A 17,890-nucleotide genomic window follows, 5' to 3' on the forward strand; every position below is an offset into this window, starting at 1 on the left:
GTCATCGGGAGGTGCTCCTTGCGGTTGACCGCGCCCTGGGCTCCCGGGTTTCCATCTAGGCCGCGCCCGCCCGGGCGGCCCGCCGGCTCGCCGCCGTCCGTGACGGCCGGGCGCGGCGGCAGAAGCGCAGCGACTCCGGGTAGGGGAAGACGTCTTCCTGGATGCCCTGGAGGAGGCGCCGTTGCTTCTCCCGCCAGAACGCCGGGTCCACGAGCTCGGGATGCAGCTCCAGGAAGATCGTCCTGGCGCGGGGATCGGTGAACACGTACCGGGCGAACTGTTCCGGAAACACGTCGTTCTGCCCCACCCCGTACCAGGGCTCGGCGGCGAGCTCCTCTTCGGGCGTGCGCGCTTCGGGAAGAGCCCGGAAGGCACAGTCGGTCACGTAGGCGATCTCGTCGTAGTCGTAGAACACCACCCGGCCGTGGCGGGTGACGCCGAAATTCTTGAGCAGGAGATCCCCGGGAAAGATGTTGGCCCCGGCCAGGTCCTTGATCGCCTGGCCGTACTCCTGAATGGCGTGCCGCAAGCGCGCCTCGTCCGCGTCTTCCAGGTAGAGGTTGAGCGGCACCATGCGCCGCTCGATGTACATGTGCCGGATGATGATCTTGTCGGCCTCGAACTCCACGCTGGAGGCGCAATTGTGCTTGAGTTCCTCCAGGAGCTCCGGATCGAAGCGGGCCACCGGCAGCGCCACGTCGGAGTACTCCAGGGTGTCGGCGAGGCGCCCGACCCGGTCGTGGTACTTCACGATCAGGTATTTCTCCTTGACCGTCTCCCGGTCCATGTCCTTGGGTGGGCCGAAGGTGTCCCGGATGACCTTGAACACGTACGGGTAGGAGGGCAGGGTGAACACCAGCATCACCAGCCCGCGGATGCCCGGGGCGACGCAGAAGTTGTCGCTGGAATGCTCCAGGTGGTGGTGCAAGTCCCGGTAGAAGAGGGTCTTGCCGTGCTTCTGCAGCCCGAGCAGGGTATAGATCTCCGCCGGGGGCTTTTCCGGGAGCAGCTCCCGCAGGAAAGCCACGTAGGCCGAGGGCACCTCCATGTCCACCATGAAGTAGGCGCGGGCGAAGCTGAACAGCACCGCGATGTGGGACGGCTCGAGGAGGAGCGTGTCCACGTAGAGCTCCCGCCGCTCGTTTTGCAGCAGGGGCACCACGAACGGGTACTGGCGGTTGCCGTTGATGGCGCGCCCGACGATGTAGGCTCCCTTGTTGCGGAAAAAGAGGGAGGAGAGCACTTGGAGCTGGAAATTGGGCTGGAGCTGCCAGGGGGAGGGAAAGCGTTCCTCCAGGGCCTGCAGCAGCAGGCCCACGTCCCGCCCCAGGTCCTCGAAGGGATTGCGCAGCCCGAAGCTCAGGAGGATGTCCGTCACCGTGCGCCGCAGCCCCCGGGCGGTCGGGTAGTGGCAGCGATAGGTGGGGGCGTCTCCCTCCAGGTACTCGGTGGAGATGGCCGGGCGCCAGAAGATGAACTGGTTGTGGAAGTAGCGCCGGTGCAGCACCCGGCACGCCACCGAGTTGTAGAACGTCTCCGCGCACTCGGGCTGCCGGTGCTCGTAGAGCAGCCCGATGTAGGCGAGCTTGATGCGGGGCCACAGGGATTCGTCCCCGGCGCCGGGGAAGCGCTGGCGCACCGCCGCCACCGCCTCCGCCACCCGCTGGTCGTACATCTGGATACGCAGCCGCTGGGCTTCCCGGGCCGCCGCCCAGTCGGCGTTCTCGAAGCGCTCCTTGGCCCGGGCGCTCGCCTCCCGGAACAGGCGGTAGTGCTTGTCGAAACCCGCCAGGATGGTGCGGGCGATGTCCTCGTGGACGCTCACGGGCTCCCTGCCGCGTTGCTCGGTCGCATCAATGGTAAGCCGCCAGCCCCCGAAACGGCCAGGGGGTTTCACAGGCCGGAAAGCAGGTACAGGGTGATCGCCAGCCCCAGGGCGGCGAGGGCGAGGTTGGTGACAACCCCGGCGTTGTACCAGTAGCGCTCCGGGATCTCCACGGGTTTCAACTGGCGGATCACCCGGCGGTACTGGGCGGTGGAGACGAGGGCAGTGATGACGCCGAGGACGATAAACGCCACCCCCACCCAGAACGATACGCCGCGCTCAATCGGCCGGGTGGGGTCCGCCGCCAGCATGTGCAGGAATAGCCCGAAGCGCTCGATCACGAAGCCGAACGCCATCAAGGTGAGGCTGGTGCGGGTCCAGGCGAGTAGGGTGCGCTCGGCGGCGAAGAAGACGCGGGGGTCGTCGAGGTAGGACATGAGAGGGGCCCCTATCTCGCCGACGCGGCCTTGTGCCGCATCCGCTCGTTGAACCGCTCGGCGTCGATCACGAAGCGCTGGTGGGTGCCGCGGCTCACCACCTGCAGGCCGTCGTCGGCCTCCACCTCGAACGCGAGCCTGCGGCCGTCCACCTCGATCAGCTTGACCCGTACCCGCACTTCCAGCCCTGGCGGGGTCGCCGCCTCGTGGCTCAGGTCGACGTGGGTGCCTACCGTCATCTCCCGCGGCCAGTCCAGGTAGGGGTTGATAGCTCGGATGCAGGCCCACTCGATGAGACCCACCAGAAATCCGGTGGCGAAGACCCGGGGCATTGCCTGGAATTCCGGCGACTCGGGGTACAGGGCGGGCACCGTCTTCGACTCGGGCACCCGATAGCGGAACTCGTGCTCGATACCAGGTTTCAGGGATTCCTTCACGACGCTTCTCCTTTCGCTTGCGGTGAGCTGACCGGGCTCGATGATGCCGCAGCCCACGGCCGGTAAAAGGCGAGGGCGTTGTCGCATAAAACCTTGCGCGCCTGGCCCTCGTCCAGGGCGTCCAGCACCCGCCGCAGGTCCTCGTCCCGGTAGGGCACGGGGGCGCGGGTGGAGGGAAGATCGGTGCCGAACATGACCCCATCGGGGTTGGCGGCGCAGAGGTCCCTGAGCGCCCGGGGTACGTCCAGGTCTCCGCGCCCGAAGCCCATCGCCTTGACCCGCACGCCCCGCTCCGCCAGGCGCAGCAGGGTGGGGAAGCCTTCGCGGGAAAGCCCCAGGTGATCGATGCTCACCGCAGGCAGGCGCACCAGCCTGCCGGCGAGGGGCGGCAGTTCCCGCGCGTCGACGTAGAGCTCCACGTGCCAGCGGGCGAGGCGGTGCACGCGCCAGGCGAGGGTTTCGAGCTTTTCCAGGGCCTCGGAACCGCCCCGGCGCAGGTTGAAACGCACCGCCCGCACCCCGGCGGCGTCGAGCGCCAGGATCTCCTCGTCGGTGGCGCCGGCGGGCAACTGAGTCACCCCCACGAAGCGCGGGCCCAGCTCTGCCAGGGCCGCCTTGAGGTAACCCTGGTCAAAGCCCTGGAACGACCCCGAGACCACGGCGCCGCCCGCGAGCGCCACCCCTTCCATGCGCCGCAGATAGTCCGCGCAGGTGAACGCCTCGGGCAGGTAGCCGTCGTTGGGCGACAAGGGAAAGCGCGGATCGATGATGTGGAAGTGGCTGTCGAAGATCTTCATCGCCGTCCAGATTCCAGGTACTGGCGCAGCGCCACTGCGTTGTTGCGCTCCTCGTCCCGGGCGCCGAAGAGGAGCGTCACGCGCCCGCGGCGGGCGCGCTCCTTGAGCTCCTCCAGTCGTTCCCGGCGGGCCTCCAGCTCCGAGAAATAGCGGCGGCGGAACTCGTCCCAGCGGGCCGGGTCGTGGCCGTACCATTTGCGCAGGGCGTCCGAAGGGGCGATGTCCTTAAGCCACAGGTCCACCCGGGCAGCGTCCTTGCTCAAGCCCCGGGGCCAGAGCCGGTCCACCAGCACCCGCAGCCCGTCCTCTTCCCGGGGCGGATCGTAGACCCGCCGGACGGCGAATCCCTTGGGCGACGGCGCCCCGGCGGCTTTCCGGGGCGAGGACGAAGGGGAGCGACGGCTCGAAGTCATGTGGCGCCTCAGGCGGGCGAAGCCCCGGCGGCGCGGGCCGCCTCTTCCCGGGAGAGCTTCAGGATGTAGGCGGCGAACTCCTCGTCCTCGCCCTGGAGCAGCCAGGGAAGGAGCTGGCGGAAATCCTCCCGCCGGCACCACTCCCGCATGAAGTCTTCCCAGGAATTCCAGCGGCGGCGCTTCTTCTCCGGCATGTTCTCCTCATAGGCGAGGAGGTAAGCCCGTTCGAACAGGGAAATGAGCATATTGAAGATGACCAGCATGCGTTCCCGCTGTTCCTCGGAAAGGTTGGGCGTCGGCTCCTGGGACATGAGCTTGAGATCCGGGTGGTCGATCACCAGCTTGAGGAAATCCGTGTAGGCGTTGGAGAGGAGCTGGTAGACCTCCTCCTCTTCGTTTTCCCGCTCCTTGCGCTGTTCGATGAGGAACACCGCGATGGCGAACGGCAGGCCGATCACGGTGACCACGTAGCTCATGAGCTCCCAGGTCTCCAGGAAGCTCACGCCGCCCTCGGCCCGAACATGATGACGGCCATTCCGGCGAGGGCCACTAGGCCTCCCAGCAGGTCCCAGCGGTCCGGCACCACCCCGTCCACCGCCCAAAGCCAGAAAAGAGCGGTGAAGACGTAGACGCCCCCATAGGCGGCGTAGACGCGCCCGGCCGTCGTGGGATGCAGGGTGAGGAGCCAGGCGAACAGGGCGAGGCTCGCCGCCGCCGGGAGGAGCAGCCAGGGCGAGCCGCCCTGGCGCAGCCAGAGGTAGGGGAGATAGCAGCCGACGATCTCCGCGACGGCCGTGAGAATGAAGAGCAGGGTGGTTTTCAGGAGCGCCATGGGAAGAGGGGGGAAGCCCGCTCGAAGCGCCATTTTACCGTTCGCCGCGCGAAAACCGGGAAAAGGGGGAGGGGGACAGCGGTAAATGGTTCACCGACCATTTACCGGAGACTCATTAATCGATGGGCAGGACATCGCTTCTTTCCCGCGCCAGTGCCAGCGCGATGCGCCGGCGCACCAGGTGGATGTGAAGGCGAAACGTGTAGAGCCGGTCGGTGTAGGCGAGGGGCATGGGGATGCGGTTGACCGCCTCCTCAATGGCGTCCAGCCGCTCCAGTAATTCCCGCAGCTTGCCCGGGTCCCGTTCCTCCTCCAGGTCCAGCTCCACCGCCTTGAGCTTGGCGTACCACTTGTAGATGCGCGAGTGCACCCGCCAGGCGTAAAGGGGCGGCACGATGCGGGAAAGCGGGATGGCCAGGGCCACGATGGGCAAAAGCATCACCCACAGGCGGTCCACCAGGTTGGCCGCCCAGTAGGGAAGATAGCGCTGGAGGAAAGGCGGGCCGGAGCGATAGTAGCGCCGGGCCTCGTCGCTCAAGGGAAAGTCCGTGTCTTTTCCCGACGGGAATTCCCCGGGGCGGGCGAAGAGGCCCGGCTCTCCGTGGACCTCGGTGGCGGCCCGCAGCAGCAGGTAGGCGAGGGCCGGGTGCAGGCTATCCTTGGCCACCAGGGTCGCCGAGGGGGCGAGGAGGGTCACGTCCCTCGCGGGAAGATCCCGGGCCAGGTCGAGGGCCCCTTGGGGCAGCACCACCTGGGTGAGGAAGGGGAAGCGGCGGGTATAGGCTTCCGCCCGGTCGAAGCTCATGAGCCGCACGCCCGGGGACGCGAGCAGCCGCCGGATCACGGGGGCTTCGGGGGAGCCCACCACAAACAAGGCGTCGATTTTCCCCTGGAGCAGGAGCTCGGTGGCAGCGTTGCTCCCTTGGAACACGAGTCGGGTGGGGGGCTGGGTGGCATGGTTCACCGCTAGGAGCATGAGGGCCAGCGCCCGGGTACCGGAAAGATCGCCGCCCACCGCGATGCGCTTGCCGCGCAACTCGGTGAGGCGGGTGATCTCGCGCGGTGCCCGGTAAAACACCCACAACGGCTCGTAATACATGGTCCCCAGCGACACCAAGTTGGGCGCGTTGGCCGCCGAACCGGTGCCGCCCTGGACGAAGCCCACTTCCACGGGCGAGTCCTCGTTCATCAGCCGCGCCACGTTTTCCAGCGAGCCGCCGGACGTCTCGATCTCCAGCCTGACCCCGTCCCGGGCGAGAATCTCCCGGTAGCGCAGGGCGAAATGGTGGTAACCGCCTTCCGGATCGCCGGTGGTGATCACCAGGGTGTCCGGCGGCGCGGGCTTCACGAACTGGTAGGCGAGCCACAGCCCCGCGGCGACAGCGAAGACGAGGGGCGCCACCGCGAAGAGCAAGTCGCGGGCGGAGAGCTGGGAGATGCGCAGGCGCTTGCGAACCATGGGGGCGGCCGGAAGCCAGCCGCCGATTATACGGTGTCGCGGTCCTCGGGACGGCCCGGCCGGACGGGGGCAGGGGTCAGAAGCGGCCCGTCAGGCTGAAGCCGAACACGGGGCTTGGCGCCAGCTCCTCGTTGTAGAGCTCGATCCCGGCACTGTTCTCCAGCCTGAGCTCGCCGCCCAGAAGCGCGCCGGCGTACACGTCCACGCTGAAACGCGGGCCCAGGCTGCGGGCGAGGTGCAGGAACGCCGCCACGCCCCGTTCCTCGCCGACCCCGTAGGGAGCGAGCCCCGTCGCGTCCAGGGGGAAGCGGGCGTTGCGGTAGGCGCCGCCGGCGCCGATCTCCCATGCGTCGGAGAGGCGGTATTTGAGCTCGAGCCCGGCGGGCCCGGTGGGCCCCGTGGCGAGGGGGTTGGTGAGCCGCAGCCGTTCGGTGAACTGCCAGTCCACCGCGAGGAAGGGAAAGGCCCAGAGCCGGTCCAGGCGGTCGAACACGCCCACCCCCAGACCGATGCGCCGTCCGGCCGACACCTCCCGGGCGGCGGAGAGCACGGCGCCGTAGGCGTAGATCGGGCCCCAGCCGGCCGCTCCCTCCCGGGAAGCGCCGAGGAAGGGTGTCGCCGTCCACCACCATCCGTCCCGACCTTGGCGGGTGAGAGACACGCCCTGCTCCATCGATCCTATGGGATCCCGCAGGCTGCGGCCTGGGGCCATAAAGCGGTGGGCGCCCAGCCCGAGGGAGCGCTCCGGTGGAATGCCGAGCCTGGGTCCCGCTGTCGCGGGTCGATTCAGACCCATGTCCCCGGGCCAGGAAAGGCCGCTTGGGGATGCAGGAGAGGAGAGGGACGGTGCCCAGGGCGACGGCTCCCCCGGCCAGCGCAGGCCGTCGGCCCAGGCCTCGCCGCTCAGCCCGATGGCGGACAAGGCAAGGACGATCAACGGGATCTTTCCCGTGCCGGTTCTTCCCATGGCGATTCCTCCCGAGGGCAGGCGGAAGGCCGACACCCGAAATGCATTGCAGGGACCTGCGGAATCATCCACCGGATGGCCCGCCGCAAAGGACCATCGAGGACCCCGTCGGACCGCGCATCGGGCGCGTCTCCTTCTACAAGGATAGAAGCAAATCGGCCCCTGTGCAGGCGCCGGCCCACGTAAAATAATGCAAATTCATCTTCCCCGAAGGCGCCCACGGCCGCGAATATGCATCCTGAGACGCGCTCTGCCGCATGGTTTCCGAGTTCGACCTGATACGCCGTTTTTTTACCCATCCCGCCCCCGGCGCCGTGTTGGGCGTGGGGGACGATGCGGCCCTCATGAAACCGACCCCCGGCCAGGAGCTGGTGGTGTCCACGGACATGCTGGTGGCCGGGCGGCATTTCTTCCTCGACGCCGATCCCGAGAAGCTGGGCCGCAAGGCCCTCGCGGTGAACCTGTCGGACCTGGCGGCCATGGGGGCCCAGCCCCGCTGGACCCTGCTGGCCCTGGCCCTGCCCGAGCCGGACGAGGAGTGGGTGGGCGCGTTCGCCCGGGGTTTCATGGACTTGGCGGCCCAATTCCGCGTGGATCTGGTGGGGGGCGACACCACCCACGGTCCCCTCAACGTGTGCGTCACGGTGCTGGGCGAGGTGCCGGACGGGGAAGCGCTGCGGCGCGACGGGGCCAAGGCGGGCGATGACATCTGGATATCTGGCACCGTGGGCGACGCGGCCCTGGCGCTGGCCCATCTGCGACGGCGCCTCGCCCTCGACCCCCACGACGCGGCCTTCTGTCTCGCCCGCCTGGACACCCCTACCCCCCGGGTGGCGTTGGGCATGGCCCTGCGCGGCATCGCCCACGCCGCCATCGACGTGTCGGACGGCCTCGCCCAGGATTTGGGGCACATCTTGGAGCGCTCGGAGGTGGGCGCCGTCCTGGAATTCTCCCGGCTGCCCCGCTCGGCGGTGATGGCGCGCCTCGCCGACCGCCGGCTCGCCGCCCAATGCATGCTGGCGGGGGGCGACGACTACGAGCTGCTGTTCACCGCCCCGCCGGGAGTTCGCCGGCTGATCGAGGACCTGGGACGGGAGCTGGGGCTGCCCCTCACCCCCATCGGGCGCATCACGGGGGAGCGCGGCTTCACCCTCCGGGGGGAGGACGGCGCGCCGATCACCCTGGAGAGGATGGGGTTTGACCACTTCCGCTGACTCGGGAAAGGTCCCTTCCTGGCGGGAACTGGGGGCAGATCCGGCCCAGCTCATCGCCTTCGGCTTCGGGCTGGGCAAGATCCCCGCGGCCCCGGGCACCTTCGCCAGCCTGGCCATGCTGCCGGCCTACCAGTGGCTTGCGCCGAGGATGGGCGACGCCGGGTTGCTGGTGCTCGTCGCGCTCATGTTCCTTCTGGGCGTATGGGCGTGCGACCGGGCGGGGCGCGCCTTGGGGGCCCATGACCACGGCGGCATGGTGTGGGACGAGATGACGGCGTTTTTGCTGGTGCTCTCTTTTACGCCGCAAGCCCTTCTCTGGCAGGCGTTCGCCTTCCTCCTCTTTCGCCTGTTCGACGTGGCGAAGCCTCCGCCCATCCGCCGCTTGGAGCGGCGGTTCCAGAACGGTTTCGGGGTCATGCTGGACGACGTGATCGCGGCGTTCTACACGCTCCTCGCCCTGGCGGCCTGGCGGGCCCTCACGGGGTAGGCGGCATGGACGCGAAACTCCTGCGGCTGGCGGAAGAAGCGGGCCGGGCCCTCCAGGGGGCGGGCTGGATGCTGGTCACCGCCGAGTCCTGCACCGGGGGCTGGATCGCCCAGGCGGTGACCACGGTGCCCGGCGCCTCGGCCTGGTTCGACCGGGGCTTCGTCGTCTATTCGAACGCGGCCAAGGAGGAGCTGCTGGGCGTGCGCCCGAGCACCCTGGCGGCCCACGGCGCGGTGTCGGAAGAAGCGGTGAGGGAGATGGCGCAAGGGGCCCTCGAGCGCAGCCGCGCCCAGGTGGCGGTGGCGGTGAGCGGCATCGCCGGCCCCACCGGCGGCACGCGGGAGAAGCCGGTGGGCACGGTGTGCATCGCCTGGGCGGTTCGGGAGGGGTCTACCCGGGTCGAAACCCATTGCTTCTCTGGAGACCGGGAGGCCGTGCGCCGGCAGGCGGTAGAAGCGGCCCTGGACGGAATCGCCCGCTGCGCCCGAGGAGGTAGATGAACCGAGCTTGCCGCGAATCGTGGCGCGCCTGGGCCCGGGCACTCAAGCGGGAAGTCTACGCCCTTTATCTGTGCGCCCGGCATCCCCGCACCCCTTGGTACGCCAAGCTTCTCGTGGGCCTCATCGTGGCCTATGCCTTGAGCCCCATCGATCTGATCCCCGACTTCGTACCGGTGCTGGGCTACCTGGACGAGGCGGTCCTGCTGCCCCTCGCTATCCTGCTGGCCCTGCGCATGGTGCCCGCCGACGTGCTGGCGGAGTGCCGCGACCGGGCCGCCGGCGCCTTCGCCGGAGGGAAGCCGGTTTCCCGGGTCGCCGCCGCGGTCATCGTGGGCCTGTGGATCGCGGCCGCCGCGGCCCTCGGGCTCACGGCCTGGGCCTGGATGCGGTAGCCCGGACATTTCACGAAGATCCCCGGCAATCGGGCCACGGCATGCAGCGCCATCACCTGACGCCTGGGGACGCTTATGCCATAATTTTTGTTTTTCCCATCATCCGGTTCGCGAGGGACGGGCATCCATGGACGACCACAAGAGCAAGGCGTTGGCGGCGGCGCTGTCGCAGATCGAAAAACAGTTCGGCAAAGGCTCCATCATGCGCATGGGGGAGGCCGAGGTGGCCCGGGACATCCAGGTGGTGTCCACCGGCTCCCTCGGGCTCGACATCGCGTTGGGGGTGGGCGGGCTGCCCCGGGGCCGGATCGTGGAGATCTACGGCCCGGAGTCCTCCGGCAAGACGACCCTGGCGCTCCAGGTGATCGCGGAAGCGCAAAAGCAGGGCGGCATCGCCGCCTTCATCGACGCGGAGCACGCCCTCGACCCCGTCTACGCCGGCAAGCTGGGCGTGGACGTGGGCAATCTCCTCATTTCCCAACCGGATTCCGGCGAGCAGGCCCTGGAGATCGCCGACATGCTGGTGCGCTCGGGCAGCGTGGACGTGGTGGTGGTGGACTCGGTGGCGGCCCTCACGCCCCGGGCGGAGCTGGAGGGGGAGATGGGCGAGCCCCAGATGGGCCTCCAGGCCCGGCTCATGTCCCAGGCCCTGCGCAAGCTCACCGCCAACATCAAGCGCTCCAACACCCTGGTGGTCTTCATCAACCAGATCCGGATGAAGATCGGGGTCATGTTCGGCAACCCGGAGACCACCACCGGCGGCAATGCCCTCAAGTTCTACGCCTCGGTGCGCATCGACATCCGGCGCACCGGCTCCATCAAGCGGGGCGAAGAGGTGATCGGCAACGAGACCCGGGCCAAGGTGGTCAAAAATAAGGTGGCGCCGCCCTTTCGCCAGGCGGATTTCGACATCCTCTACGGCGAAGGCATCTCCCGGGAAGGGGAGATCGTGGACCTGGGGGTGAGCTACCGGGTGCTGGAGAAGTCCGGCGCCTGGTACGCCTACAAGGGGGAAAAAATCGGCCAGGGCAAGGACAACTGCCGGGAGTACCTGAAGGAGCATCCCGAAATCGCCCGGGAGATCGAGATGAAGATCCGGGAGGCGGCCGGGGTAAAGGCGCCCGAGGCGGAGGCGGCCACGGCCTGAAGCGGGCGGCCCGGGGGGATGAGGGGCCGTGGCGGCCACGCTGCGGGACCGGGCCCTGAGGCTACTCGCCCGCCGGGAGCATACCCGGGCGGAGCTTAAGCGCAAGCTCGCCCCCCACGCCGACGAAGAGGACGACCTGGAGGCGTTGCTGGATTGCCTGGAGAGGGAAGGCTGGCTCTCGGAGCGGCGCTACGTGGAGCAGCTCCTCGCCTCCCGCGGCGGCCGCTACGGGAGCCTGCGCATCGCCCAGGAGCTCAAGGAGAAGGGCGTTGCGGGCCCGCTGGCTGAGGCGGCCTTGAGCGAGGCGCGGCGGCTGGACGAGGCGAGCTGTCGGGCGGTGTGGGCGAAGAAGTTCGGGCGCGTTCCCCGCACGCCGGCGGAACGGGCGCGGCAGGCCCGCTTCCTCCAGTCCAGGGGGTTCAGCCTCGAGGCGATCGGCAAGGTTCTGAAAGGCCCGGCCGGGGACGAGTGAATATCACGTAAACCCAGTACCGCGATGAAAAGCAGCGAAATCCGAAGCAGGTTCCTGCAGTACTTCGAATCCAAGGGCCACACCATCGTGCCCTCGAGCCCCCTCGTGCCCGCAAACGATCCCACGCTGCTCTTCACCAATTCGGGCATGGTCCAGTTCAAGGACGTCTTTCTCGGCAACGAGAAGCGCCCCTACGTGCGCGCCGCCACGGCCCAGCGCTGCGTGCGCGCCGGCGGCAAGCACAACGACCTGGAGAACGTGGGCTACACCGCGCGGCACCACACCTTTTTCGAGATGCTGGGCAACTTCAGCTTCGGCGACTACTTCAAGCGGGAGGCGATCCACTACGCCTGGGACCTGCTCATCAACCACTTCAAGATCCCGACGGAGCGCACCTGGATCACCGTGTACCAGGACGACGACGAGGCCTATGACGTGTGGGTGAAGGAGATCGGCGTCCCCGCCGACCGAGTCACCCGCATCGGCGACAAGCCCGGGGGGCAGAAGTACCAGAGCGACAACTTCTGGGCCATGGGGGACACGGGCCCGTGCGGGCCGTGCTCGGAGATCTTTTACGACCACGGACCGGAAGTGCCCGGCGGCCCGCCGGGCAGCCCCGAGGCCGAGGGCGAGCGCTACATCGAGATCTGGAACCTGGTGTTCATGCAGTTCAACCGGGACGAGCAGGGGGTGCTGCACCCTCTGCCCAAGCCCAGCGTGGACACGGGCATGGGGCTCGAGCGCATCGCGGCGGTGCTCCAGGGCGTGCATTCCAACTACGAGATCGACCTGTTCCGGGACTTGATCCGGGCAGCGGCCCGGGAGACGGGCGCCTCGGATCTCGCGAGCAACTCCCTCAAGGTCATCGCCGACCACATCCGCGCCTGCGCCTTCCTGATCGTGGACGGGGTGATCCCGGGCAACGAAGGCCGCGGCTACGTGCTGCGCCGGATCATCCGGCGGGCCATCCGCCACGGCTACAAGCTGGGACAGAAGCGGCCCTTCTTCCATCGCCTAGTGGATGATTTGGCGCGGGTGATGGGCGACGCCTACCCGGAGCTGCCGGCGGCCAAGGACCGGGTCGCGGCCATCCTCAAGCAGGAGGAGGAACGCTTCGCCGAGACGCTGGAAAACGGCATGCGGGTGCTGGAGCAGGCGCTGGCCCGCAGCGAGGACAAGATGCTGGACGGAGAGACCGTGTTCCAGCTCTACGACACCTACGGCTTCCCGGTGGACCTCACCGCGGACATCGCCCGGGAGCGCAACGTGCTGGTGGACTACGCCGGGTTCGAGGCGGCCATGCAGCGCCAGCGGGAGCGGGCCCGGGCCGCTTCCCGGTTCCAGATGGGGGCGAGCGTGGACTACGCCGGCCGGCCCACCGAGTTCCACGGCTACGACACCTTGAAGCTGGAGGCCACGGTGGTGGCTCTGTACAAGGAGGGCACCCAGACCGAGGAGATCCAGTCGGGGGATTCCGCCGTAGTGGTGCTGGACCGCACCCCCTTCTACGCCGAGTCCGGCGGCCAGGTGGGGGACCGGGGGGAGCTCGCGGGGGTGAACGGGACCTTCGCCGTGGAGGACACCCAGAAGATCCAGGCGGAGGTTTTCGGCCACAAGGGGACGATGAAGACCGGCCGGCTCCAGGTGGGGGACAGGGTGACGGCCACGGTGGACGCCTGGGCGCGCCACCACGCCATGTGGAACCACTCGGCTACCCACCTGCTTCACGCGGCCCTGCGCCAAGTCCTGGGGCCCCACGTGCAGCAGAAGGGCTCCCTGGTGGACCCCTACAAGACCCGGTTCGATTTCTCCCACCCCGCGCCCCTCACCCCGGAGCAGATCCGCCAGGTGGAGCAACTGGTGAACGAGCAGATCCGGCGCAACATCGAGGTATCGGCGCGGATCATGAAGTTCGACGAGGCCATGAAGGCCGGGGCGCTGGCCTTCTTCGGCGACAAGTACGGAGACGAGGTGCGGGTGATCGGCATGGGGGATTTTTCCACCGAGCTGTGCGGCGGCACCCACGTGAAGCGCACCGGCGACATCGGGTTGTTCAAGATCGTCTCCGAGACCGGGGTCGCGGCCGGCATCCGCCGCATCGAGGCGGTGACCGCGGACGCGGCCCTGGAGTACGTCCAGAAGCAGCAGGCGCAACTGGAAACCATCGCCGGCCTGCTTAAGACTTCGCCCCAGGAAGTACCGCAGAAGATTGCCCAGATCGTGGAGAACGTGAAGCAGTTGGAGAAGGAGTTGAACCGCTTCAAGTCCAGGCTCGCCGCCTCCCAGAGCGACGACCTGGCCGTCCAGGCCATGGACGTGAAGGGCGTCAAGGTGGTGGCGGCCACCATCGACGGAGCCGGCGCGCCGGCGCTGCGGGAGGCGGTGGACAAGCTCAAGGAGAAACTGAAGAGCGCCATCGTGGTGCTGGGTTCGGTGGAAGGCCAGAAAGTGACCTTGATCGCCGGCGTCACCCCGGATCTGACCGGCAAGGTGAAGGCCGGGGAGCTGGTGAACTACGTGGCGAGCCAGGTGGGCGGGAAAGGGGGGGGTAGGCCGGACCTGGCCCAAGCGGGGGGCAACGATCCTGCGAAGCTGCCTGCGGCGCTGAAGGGGGTCACTTCGTGGGTGCAGGAGCGGCTTTGATGAATGAGGTCCGGCCTGTTCGGCCGCGCCCGCTCCGGCGCTTGCGCGCTTCCGTGGCGCGGCCGATGGCCCTCCCTGGCCCAAGCGGGGGGCAACGATCCTGCGAAGCTGCCTGCGGCGCTGAAGGGGGTCACTTCGTGGGTGCAGGAGCGGCTTTGATGAGGATGAGGACGAATGGCGGACAAGGAATCGACGAGCAAGACTTTTCGGCGCCCGGAGGTGACCGTGGAGGCGCTCAACCGACGCAGCCCCGGCCATCTCCCGGGGCTGGTGGGCATGGAAGTGCTACAGGTGGAGGAGGGCCGGCTGGAGGCGCGGCTCTCGGTGCGGCCTGAGCTCATGGCCACCAACGGCTTTCTCCACGCGGCGACGGTGATCGCCCTGGCGGACACCTCCTGCGGCTACGCGACCCTGGCCCACCTGCCGGAGGGGGCGAGCAGCTTCACCACCATCGAGCTCAAGGCCAACCTCCTGGGCACGGTGCGGGAGGGGGGCATCCGCTCGATCGCCCAGGCCCAGCACCTGGGCAAGAGCACCCAGGTGTGGGACGCGGTGGTGACCGATGAGGGCACCGGGCGCAAGATCGCGCTCTTCCGTTGCACCGAGATGATCCTCTACCCGAAGGAATAGCGGTAGGGTGCGTAGAGCGAAGCGAAACGCACCGAGGGGCGCCGGTCGACGGTGCGCCCTGCCGCGGAAGCAATCCTGAGTCAGGTTTGAGGCTCGGTGCTCGCCATGGAGGGGCTAGCGTCTTGGACCGACTATACCCGGTTCCTGGTCACCCTCACCGCGGTCCTCGATCCCTTTTTCATCGTCCCGTTCTTTCTCGCCTTCACCGCTGGCTGGAAACCGGGGGAACGCCGGCGCCTCGCCCGGGTGATCACCCTCACCGTAGCGGCGGTGCTCACCGGCTTCGCCCTGGCGGGGGAAGCGGTGCTCCAGTTCATGGGGGGGAGCCTCGCCTCTTTCCGGGTGGGAGGCGGCCTGGTGCTGCTGCTGATGGCCCTTGCCATGCTCAACGCCGAGCCCGGCGGCATCCGCCAGTCCCAGAAGGAAGCCCTGGAATTCGACGCCCACGCCACCGGCGGCGTGGTGCCCCTGGCCATCCCCCTGCTGGCGGGGCCGGGGGCCATCAGCACCGTCATCATCGCGGTGGAGCGGGGGGGATTCGCCCACACGCTCGCCATTCTCGGCTGCATCCTGGCGGTGTGCGGACTGCTCTGGACCGTGCTTCAGCTCGCCGCCCCCATCGGCCGGCGCCTGGGAACCACCGGCCTCAACGTGGCCACGCGGCTGCTAGGGTTGCTTCTCACCGCCATCGCCGTGGAAACCATGGCGGTGGGCTTGAAGGCCCTGTTCCCCGGCTGGGCGGGGTGAAGGGCTCTCAGAACGGCAACCGGGCGTCGGGCTTCGCTTCCAGGATCACCCGGCGGAATTCCTCCTGGATCCTTTTGAGGGCGGTCTCGCTCTCCGCCTCGAAGCGCAATACCACCACGGGCGTGGTGTTGGAAGCGCGGGCGAGTCCGAAGCCGTCCTGGTACTCGACCCGCAGCCCGTCCAGGGTGATGACCTGTTCCGCCCCGGGGAAGCGGGCGGTTTTCTGCAGCTTCTCGATCAGGGCGTAGTTCTCCCCCTCCTCAAGCTTGAGCTGCAGCTCCGGGGTGGAGACCGCGTCGGGGATGGCGTGGAGCGTTCCCGTCACGTCCTTCTGCTTGGACAGGTACTCGAGGAGCCGGGCGCCGGCGTAGAGCCCGTCGTCGAACCCGTACCAGCGCTCCTTGAAGAAGAAATGGCCGCTCATCTCGCCGGCGAGCAGGCCCCCGGTCTCCCGCAGCTTGGCCTTGATGAAGGAGTGGCCGGTCCGGCACAGGACCGGGCGTCCCCCGTGGCGCTCGATCCAGGGCGCCAGGTGGCGGGTGGATTTCACGTCGAAGATCACCTGGGCGCCGGGATTGCGGGAAAGCACGTCGGCGGCGAACAGCATCAGCAGACGATCGGGATAGACGATGCGGCCGTCCTTGGTGACCACCCCCAGCCGGTCCCCGTCCCCGTCGAAGGCGAGCCCCAGCTCGGCGTCGGTGGCGGCCAGGGTGCGTTTCAAGTCCTCCAGGTTGGCCGGCACGGAGGGGTCGGGATGATGGTTGGGGAAGGTGCCGTCCACCTCGCAGAAGAGCTCGATCACTTCGCAGCCGAGCCGCCGGTAGAGCTCGGGGGCGAAAGCGCCGGCCACCCCGTTGCCGCAATCCACGGCGATCTTCATCCGGCGCGCGAGCTTCACATCGCCGGTGATGCGACCGAAATAGGCTTCCCGGATGTCGTGGGTGCGGTACGTTCCCTCGCCGCTCGTGAGCTCTCCCCGCTCCAGCCGCAGCCGCAGCGCCTGGATCGCCTCCCCGGCTAGGGTTTCGCCGCCCAGCACGATCTTGAGCCCGTTGTAATCCGGAGGGTTGTGGCTGCCCGTGATCATGACGCCAGAATGGGTTCCAAGATCGTAGGTGGCGAAATAGAGCACGGGGGTCGCTACCCGACCCACGTCGATCACGTCCACGCCGCTCTTCGCGAGCCCCTGGGCCAGGGCGCGGGAGAGCTCGGGACCGGAGAGCCGCCCGTCCCGACCGATCGCGACCGCCTTCTGGCCGCGAGCCCGGGCTTCCGAGCCGATGGCCTGGCCGATGCCCTCCACGATGGCAGGAGTGAGGGTTTTCCCCACGATCCCGCGCACGTCGTAGGCCTTGAAGATTTCCTTGGGGTAGTCCGTCACGGCGATTCCTTCCTTCGATCCTTTGGCCTTTGCACCGTCCTCGCCCGAGGGGGCGTTTCGGGTCTCAGGGAAGCGGCGCATCCTCTCGGGATGTTACTCCAACTCGCCCCGCCGGCTCGACGGGGGCGTGCCCGGCGAAGAACCCGAGCATCCGCCGGGGCAGCCACTGCAGATGGCCGGGGAAGGGGCCGCAGACGAATCCGGCGTGCCCTCCGGTCGCCAGCACCTCCAGGGTCACGGCGGGGGACACCTCGGCGGGGCGGGGTACGGCCCATTGGGGAAGAAAGGGGTCGTCCCGGGCGTGGACGATGAGGGTCGGCACGGCGATCCGCGCCAGATGGGGCTTGCTACTCGCCCGGGCCCAGTAGTCGTCCGCGTCCCGGAAGCCGTGGAGCGGTGCCGTCACTACGTCGTCGAAGGCTTCAAACGTGCGCGCCCGCCGGACCCGGTCCGCGGGGTAGAGTCCGGGAAAGCGTTCCAGCTTTTCCAGGCTTTTTCGCTTGAGCGAGCGGAGAAAGTGGCGGGTGTAGACCCGGTTGAATCCTTTTGCGAGCCGCCGGCCGGCGGCGGCCAGATCGAAGGGGACCGAGGCGGCGGCCGCGGCTCGCACCACGGAACGGGCGCTGGGGCCCCGCTCCCCCAGCCACTTGAGGAGCGCGTTGCCCCCCAGGGACACCCCCACGGCGAAAAGCGGCGCGCCCGGTTCTTGGTTTTTCAGGCGATGGAGCACCCAGTCCACGTGCTCCGTGTCCCCCGAGTGGTAGGCCCGGGGCCGCCGGTTAAGCTCGCCGCTGCAGCCGCGGAAGTGGGCCACCACCCCCCGCCAGCCCCAGCGCTCCGCTTCAAAGAGGAGGGCCTGGGCGTAGTGGCTGCGGGAACAGCCCTCGAGCCCGTGGAACAGCACGATCAGAGGCCCCGTGCCGGGGGCGTCGAGCCAGTCCAGGTCCACGAAATCCCCGTCGGGGGTGTCCCAGCGGGTGCGCTGGAGCCGCACCGAAGGCCTGGGGCACAGGAGCGCGGCGTAGAGGGTCTGGAGATGACCGCCCGGGAGCCAGCGGGGCGGCCGGTAGGCGATGGGCGGCACGGGCGATCGGTTCACGGCGGATC

The 17,890-nt window shown here is 68.5% G+C and carries 21 protein-coding genes; 10 read left to right on the plus strand and 11 right to left on the minus strand.

The window, feature by feature from the left end; all coding sequences use genetic code 11:
* Positions 1-55: 55 nt before the first annotated feature.
* The 9 genes from aceK to ACUVYZ_RS01010 all read right to left on the minus strand — a co-directional run bounded on the left by aceK (position 56) and on the right by ACUVYZ_RS01010 (position 7,167).
* Complete coding sequence (gene aceK / locus ACUVYZ_RS00970; protein WP_439932587.1) at positions 56-1,825, minus strand: bifunctional isocitrate dehydrogenase kinase/phosphatase; 1,770 nt, start codon at positions 1,823-1,825, stop codon at positions 56-58.
* A 68-nt stretch (positions 1,826-1,893) separates the two neighbouring features.
* Positions 1,894-2,262, minus strand: coding sequence for a YidH family protein (locus ACUVYZ_RS00975; protein WP_439932588.1), 369 nt, complete (start codon positions 2,260-2,262; stop codon positions 1,894-1,896).
* 11 nt (positions 2,263-2,273) lie between these two features.
* Positions 2,274-2,699: a thioesterase family protein gene (locus ACUVYZ_RS00980; RefSeq protein ID WP_439932589.1), complete on the minus strand. Its 426-nt coding sequence runs from the start codon at positions 2,697-2,699 to the stop codon at positions 2,274-2,276.
* A complete protein-coding gene (locus ACUVYZ_RS00985) occupies positions 2,696-3,496 on the minus strand; it encodes an amidohydrolase family protein (RefSeq protein ID WP_439932590.1) in 801 nt (266 codons plus the stop codon). Before ACUVYZ_RS00985 ends, ACUVYZ_RS00980 begins: the two co-directional genes overlap by 4 nt.
* Positions 3,493-3,909, minus strand: coding sequence for a DUF488 domain-containing protein (locus ACUVYZ_RS00990; RefSeq protein WP_439932591.1), 417 nt, complete (start codon positions 3,907-3,909; stop codon positions 3,493-3,495). The genes ACUVYZ_RS00985 and ACUVYZ_RS00990 overlap by 4 nt, the downstream gene beginning before the upstream one ends.
* 8 nt (positions 3,910-3,917) lie before the next feature.
* The gene (locus ACUVYZ_RS00995; RefSeq protein WP_439932779.1) at positions 3,918-4,385 is read right to left on the minus strand and encodes a hypothetical protein; all 468 of its coding nucleotides are present in this window, start codon (positions 4,383-4,385) and stop codon (positions 3,918-3,920) included.
* Positions 4,386-4,408: 23 nt separating this feature from the next.
* Entirely contained in the window at positions 4,409-4,732 is a 324-nt protein-coding gene (locus ACUVYZ_RS01000; RefSeq protein WP_439932780.1) for a YnfA family protein, read from the minus strand.
* Between the two features lie 124 nt (positions 4,733-4,856).
* Positions 4,857-6,200 carry a TAXI family TRAP transporter solute-binding subunit gene (locus tag ACUVYZ_RS01005; RefSeq protein WP_439932592.1) on the minus strand — a complete coding sequence of 448 codons (1,344 nt, stop codon included), beginning with the start codon at positions 6,198-6,200 and terminating at the stop codon, positions 4,857-4,859.
* A gap of 76 nt (positions 6,201-6,276) precedes the next feature.
* Positions 6,277-7,167 (minus strand): hypothetical protein, encoded by an 891-nt coding sequence (locus tag ACUVYZ_RS01010; protein ID WP_439932593.1) that lies wholly within the window; start codon positions 7,165-7,167, stop codon positions 6,277-6,279.
* Positions 7,168-7,424: 257 nt separating this feature from the next.
* On the opposite strand from ACUVYZ_RS01010, the gene thiL reads away from it, so the two are divergent.
* The 10 genes from thiL to ACUVYZ_RS01060 all read left to right on the plus strand — a co-directional run bounded on the left by thiL (position 7,425) and on the right by ACUVYZ_RS01060 (position 15,399).
* Positions 7,425-8,381 (plus strand): thiamine-phosphate kinase, encoded by a 957-nt coding sequence (gene thiL / locus ACUVYZ_RS01015; protein WP_439932594.1) that lies wholly within the window; start codon positions 7,425-7,427, stop codon positions 8,379-8,381.
* The gene (locus ACUVYZ_RS01020) at positions 8,365-8,868 is read left to right on the plus strand and encodes a phosphatidylglycerophosphatase A family protein (RefSeq protein ID WP_439932595.1); all 504 of its coding nucleotides are present in this window, start codon (positions 8,365-8,367) and stop codon (positions 8,866-8,868) included. The genes thiL and ACUVYZ_RS01020 overlap by 17 nt, the downstream gene beginning before the upstream one ends.
* Positions 8,869-8,873: 5 nt before the next feature.
* The gene (locus tag ACUVYZ_RS01025) at positions 8,874-9,368 is read left to right on the plus strand and encodes a CinA family protein (RefSeq protein ID WP_439932596.1); all 495 of its coding nucleotides are present in this window, start codon (positions 8,874-8,876) and stop codon (positions 9,366-9,368) included.
* Complete coding sequence (locus ACUVYZ_RS01030) at positions 9,365-9,760, plus strand: YkvA family protein (protein ID WP_439932597.1); 396 nt, start codon at positions 9,365-9,367, stop codon at positions 9,758-9,760. The genes ACUVYZ_RS01025 and ACUVYZ_RS01030 overlap by 4 nt, the downstream gene beginning before the upstream one ends.
* 127 nt (positions 9,761-9,887) lie before the next feature.
* Positions 9,888-10,907 carry a recombinase RecA gene (gene recA / locus ACUVYZ_RS01035; RefSeq protein ID WP_439932598.1) on the plus strand — a complete coding sequence of 340 codons (1,020 nt, stop codon included), beginning with the start codon at positions 9,888-9,890 and terminating at the stop codon, positions 10,905-10,907.
* 28 nt (positions 10,908-10,935) lie between these two features.
* Positions 10,936-11,379: a recombination regulator RecX gene (gene recX, locus ACUVYZ_RS01040; RefSeq protein ID WP_439932599.1), complete on the plus strand. Its 444-nt coding sequence runs from the start codon at positions 10,936-10,938 to the stop codon at positions 11,377-11,379.
* A 24-nt stretch (positions 11,380-11,403) separates the two neighbouring features.
* Positions 11,404-14,022: an alanine--tRNA ligase gene (alaS, locus tag ACUVYZ_RS01045; RefSeq protein WP_439932600.1), complete on the plus strand. Its 2,619-nt coding sequence runs from the start codon at positions 11,404-11,406 to the stop codon at positions 14,020-14,022.
* Positions 14,023-14,025: 3 nt separating this feature from the next.
* Complete coding sequence (locus ACUVYZ_RS01050; protein WP_446033016.1) at positions 14,026-14,181, plus strand: hypothetical protein; 156 nt, start codon at positions 14,026-14,028, stop codon at positions 14,179-14,181.
* Between the two features lie 15 nt (positions 14,182-14,196).
* The gene (locus ACUVYZ_RS01055; RefSeq protein ID WP_439932601.1) at positions 14,197-14,652 is read left to right on the plus strand and encodes a PaaI family thioesterase; all 456 of its coding nucleotides are present in this window, start codon (positions 14,197-14,199) and stop codon (positions 14,650-14,652) included.
* Between the two features lie 105 nt (positions 14,653-14,757).
* Positions 14,758-15,399: a MarC family protein gene (locus ACUVYZ_RS01060; RefSeq protein WP_439932602.1), complete on the plus strand. Its 642-nt coding sequence runs from the start codon at positions 14,758-14,760 to the stop codon at positions 15,397-15,399.
* A 7-nt stretch (positions 15,400-15,406) separates the two neighbouring features.
* On the opposite strand, the gene ACUVYZ_RS01065 is transcribed toward ACUVYZ_RS01060, so the two are convergent.
* The gene (locus ACUVYZ_RS01065; protein WP_439932603.1) at positions 15,407-16,783 is read right to left on the minus strand and encodes a phosphomannomutase/phosphoglucomutase; all 1,377 of its coding nucleotides are present in this window, start codon (positions 16,781-16,783) and stop codon (positions 15,407-15,409) included.
* Positions 16,784-16,847: 64 nt separating this feature from the next.
* Positions 16,848-17,882: a hydrolase gene (locus ACUVYZ_RS01070; protein WP_439932604.1), complete on the minus strand. Its 1,035-nt coding sequence runs from the start codon at positions 17,880-17,882 to the stop codon at positions 16,848-16,850.
* Positions 17,883-17,890 lie beyond the last annotated feature (8 nt).

This window comes from Pelomicrobium sp. P1 (assembly GCF_052805615.1).

Coding starts and splice junctions, on each gene's coding strand:
- ACUVYZ_RS00975 (WP_439932588.1), bottom strand. CDS start 2,262: ATGTCCTACCTCGACGACCCCCGCGTCTTCTTCGCCGCCGAGCGCACC.
- ACUVYZ_RS00985 (WP_439932590.1), bottom strand. CDS start 3,496: ATGAAGATCTTCGACAGCCACTTCCACATCATCGATCCGCGCTTTCCC.
- ACUVYZ_RS00990 (WP_439932591.1), bottom strand. CDS start 3,909: ATGACTTCGAGCCGTCGCTCCCCTTCGTCCTCGCCCCGGAAAGCCGCC.
- ACUVYZ_RS00995 (WP_439932779.1), bottom strand. CDS start 4,385: ATGAGCTACGTGGTCACCGTGATCGGCCTGCCGTTCGCCATCGCGGTG.
- ACUVYZ_RS01005 (WP_439932592.1), bottom strand. CDS start 6,200: ATGGTTCGCAAGCGCCTGCGCATCTCCCAGCTCTCCGCCCGCGACTTG.
- ACUVYZ_RS01010 (WP_439932593.1), bottom strand. CDS start 7,167: ATGGGAAGAACCGGCACGGGAAAGATCCCGTTGATCGTCCTTGCCTTG.
- thiL (WP_439932594.1), top strand. CDS start 7,425: ATGGTTTCCGAGTTCGACCTGATACGCCGTTTTTTTACCCATCCCGCC.
- ACUVYZ_RS01025 (WP_439932596.1), top strand. CDS start 8,874: ATGGACGCGAAACTCCTGCGGCTGGCGGAAGAAGCGGGCCGGGCCCTC.
- ACUVYZ_RS01030 (WP_439932597.1), top strand. CDS start 9,365: ATGAACCGAGCTTGCCGCGAATCGTGGCGCGCCTGGGCCCGGGCACTC.
- recA (WP_439932598.1), top strand. CDS start 9,888: ATGGACGACCACAAGAGCAAGGCGTTGGCGGCGGCGCTGTCGCAGATC.
- alaS (WP_439932600.1), top strand. CDS start 11,404: ATGAAAAGCAGCGAAATCCGAAGCAGGTTCCTGCAGTACTTCGAATCC.
- ACUVYZ_RS01050 (WP_446033016.1), top strand. CDS start 14,026: ATGAGGTCCGGCCTGTTCGGCCGCGCCCGCTCCGGCGCTTGCGCGCTT.
- ACUVYZ_RS01055 (WP_439932601.1), top strand. CDS start 14,197: ATGGCGGACAAGGAATCGACGAGCAAGACTTTTCGGCGCCCGGAGGTG.
- ACUVYZ_RS01060 (WP_439932602.1), top strand. CDS start 14,758: ATGGAGGGGCTAGCGTCTTGGACCGACTATACCCGGTTCCTGGTCACC.